Source organism: Herbaspirillum sp. B65 (genome assembly GCF_000333555.1).
In the GTDB taxonomy this organism is placed as follows: Bacteria; Pseudomonadota; Gammaproteobacteria; order Burkholderiales; family Burkholderiaceae_D; genus Herbaspirillum; species Herbaspirillum rubrisubalbicans.
Map to the genome: position 1 here is coordinate 1 of NZ_BADI01000159.1, position 2738 is coordinate 2738.

Here is a 2738-nt window from a genome sequence, read left to right on the forward strand (position 1 = left end):
TGTTCGGGGTGATTTCTCCAGTTTTCCCGAGAGAATCTCGGCCTGTACATCTGCCGGCGCATACGCCAGCAACAACTTGCCAGAGGCTCCGGCAGACAAGGGGCGGCGGTCTCCCAGTTGACTGTGGACCCTGATCGCATGGGGGGCATCCCACCAGGCCACGCACACCGTGTCCATGCCATCCCGGACCCTGACCAGCACGCTCTCGTTACATTCGTTGCCGATATCTTCGAGGATGTCACGGGCCACGTTGACCAGGTTCAACTGCCCCTGCGCCGCAGTTCCCAGAATCAGGGCGCGATAGCCCAGGCTATAAGTCGCCATGGGCAACTGGCGCCGCACCAGACCGCATTCTTCCAGGGTGGTCAGCAGCCGGAAGGCGCGTGCCTTGGTATTGCCGGAACGCTTGGCCAGCTCGGTCACGCCATTGCCGCCTTCTTCAGCCACCAGAAACAGCAGCTCTATCGCCTTGCTTACCGCATCGACGGTGTAACTCATAAGTCACTTTCCTTATTGTTCAACTCGATCTTCACGAGCCTCTCGCCAGGAGCCTCGTCCGCCCCCACGGGTAGGCCATTTTCGCAGAAATACACGCACGGTGGTCACCAGCCCGGGCAACTCTGGCAACGACTTCTGGCACCACCTGCCGTACCACGCCCGATGAAACTGAAGATGAATGCCAAACGATACACTGTTTCCCTGAAGGAAACAATACGGACGTACCCCGGCTCTGCCGCGCATGGCCTCGCCGAACTATCTGGCGCGCCGTCACCACTGACCCTTGCAGGCAGGCACGCAGTGCCAAACGTCGGCGCAACCCGGGAAAGGAGCTCCTCTGATGAAAAAATTTACGGTTCGGGTAAGAACAGCAGAGCAAGGATTTGCCTACACGGAACTGGCGCGCTGCAGCAGCGATGCGGCAGCGGCCGCATGTGATCGATTCGGGCCCTGCGGCGTGACGGTCATCCCCTTGTAGGAGCGTCGCTACCATCCAGCCTCATCTGCCTGCACATCGGCACGGCCACCCTCTGCGCTTTTCAGCCCAGGCTCGCAACCGGTTGCTGCCCGAAATCTTCAGCAAGAAGGAAATCCATCAGATGCCGCGCACACGTAGCCGGCGCCGCCAGTTGCCCCTGTGCATGCAGACAGAGGAACAGTTCGCGCAAGGCGAAGCGTTCCGCCGGCAAGTCCCGCAGTTCTGCCTGCATGTCGGTGTCGATCACTCCAGGGGCGACACTGCAGATGCGCAGCCCCGGTGAGGCATCTTGCGCGACGGCACGCGCATGGTGGTCCAGTGCCGCCTTGCTCGCACCGTACACCGACCACCCCGGATAGGCCTCACGGCCGGCACCGCTGGAAAGATGCAGGATGCGGCACTCGCCCCCCGGGCGAGCTTGTGCAAGTGTCGCCAATCTGGCCGACAGCATGAGGGCCGCGCCGACATTGAGCATCACCGCCTGGGCGATGTCTTGCGCACATTGGTGCTGCAGCGCGCCGCTGGGTTGTATGGTGGCAGCGTTATTGATCAGCAGCAGCTCTGCCTCATCGGCCAGGAAGGCCGACAAGGCGTCGCCGTCCAGCCATGAGAGCAGTTGCCGGGGATCGGCCAGATCGATTACCTGCTGCTGCAACAAAGCAGGCCATTGCTGCGCCAGCGTCTCATTGCGGCGACGGGCCAGCCCCAATACGGCAACCCCGCGTTGCATCAGTTCGGCAGCGATGGCTGCCCCCAGGCCACGGCTGTGGCCAGTTACGATGGCTTTCATGTTTGCTCCTGCTGCCTGGATCAAGCCGGCGGGGGAACCGCCGACACTACAGCGCCACTCAACGAGAAATAGCCCGCCACGGTATGCACTGTTCCGTTGGCGCTCCCCAAGGCAAACTTTCGCTGACAAATTCCATGAACCACATCGTCGGTCGCGCATTGGAGCAAAGAGACTATCGGGCCATTCATCTGGCGCGACATCTGTTGCCGTTCGAAGATCACAAGTTCCTTCAACCCGAGCATGTTCGGGTGATCGTGCGTGGCCAGGGTCTGTATGTGTGGGACGACCATGGCCGCCGCTTGCTCGATGGCATGTCCGGTCTTTGGTGTACCACGCTGGGGTATGGACGGCAGGAGCTGGTGGCTGCAGCCACCAGGCAGATGACCACCCTGTCCTATTGCAGCCAGTTCTTCAACACCGCCCACCCCACACTGGCCGAGCTGTCGGCGCGGCTGTTCGAGCTGCTGCCAGCACATTACAGCCGTATCCTGTATTGCAACTCCGGCTCCGAAGCCAACGAGATCCTCATCAAGGTGGTACGCCGCTACTGGGAACTCGCCGGACGCGCCGGCAAGCGCGTCATCATCGGCCGTCACAACGGCTATCACGGTTCGACGGTGGGTAGCGCCTCCCTGGGCGGAATGAAGATGATGCACGCTCTGGGTGCAAGTATGCTGCCCGAGGTCCAGCATATCGAACAGCCCTTCTGGTTCGGCTATGACGGTCCGCTCAACGAAGCCGAGTTCGGCCTCCATGCGGCGCAAGCCCTGGAGCGCAAGATCATCGAACTCGGTGCGGACAATGTGGCGGCTTTCGTGGCAGAACCTTCCNANNGCGCGGCGGCATGATCTTCCCCGCCGACATTACTGGCCCGAGATCCAGCGCATCTGCCAACGTCATGAGGTCTTGCTGTGCGCCGACGAAGTCATCGGCGGCTTCNGCCGGANCCGGCATTGGTCGCGCATGAGTATT

Annotated in this window: 3 protein-coding genes; 1 reads left to right on the forward strand and 2 read right to left on the reverse strand. The window is 61.6% G+C overall.

Going from position 1 to position 2738, the window contains the following annotated elements:
- The coding region (locus I5W_RS04115; RefSeq protein WP_044528282.1) for an IclR family transcriptional regulator at positions 1-498 on the reverse strand (498 nt) is incomplete at its 3' end.
- A 539-nt stretch (positions 499-1037) separates the two neighbouring features.
- Entirely contained in the window at positions 1038-1766 is a 729-nt protein-coding gene (locus I5W_RS04120; protein WP_044528281.1) for an SDR family oxidoreductase, read from the reverse strand.
- A 134-nt stretch (positions 1767-1900) separates the two neighbouring features.
- On the opposite strand from I5W_RS04120, the gene I5W_RS04125 reads away from it, so the two are divergent.
- Complete coding sequence (locus I5W_RS04125; RefSeq protein WP_252716884.1) at positions 1901-2614, forward strand: aminotransferase class III-fold pyridoxal phosphate-dependent enzyme; 714 nt, start codon at positions 1901-1903, stop codon at positions 2612-2614.
- Positions 2615-2738: the final 124 nt, after the last annotated feature.

What these genes read in the sequence shown, in the direction of transcription:
- I5W_RS04120 (WP_044528281.1), bottom strand. Translation starts at nt 1,766, where the DNA reads ATGAAAGCCATCGTAACTGGCCACAGCCGTGGCCTGGGGGCAGCCATC.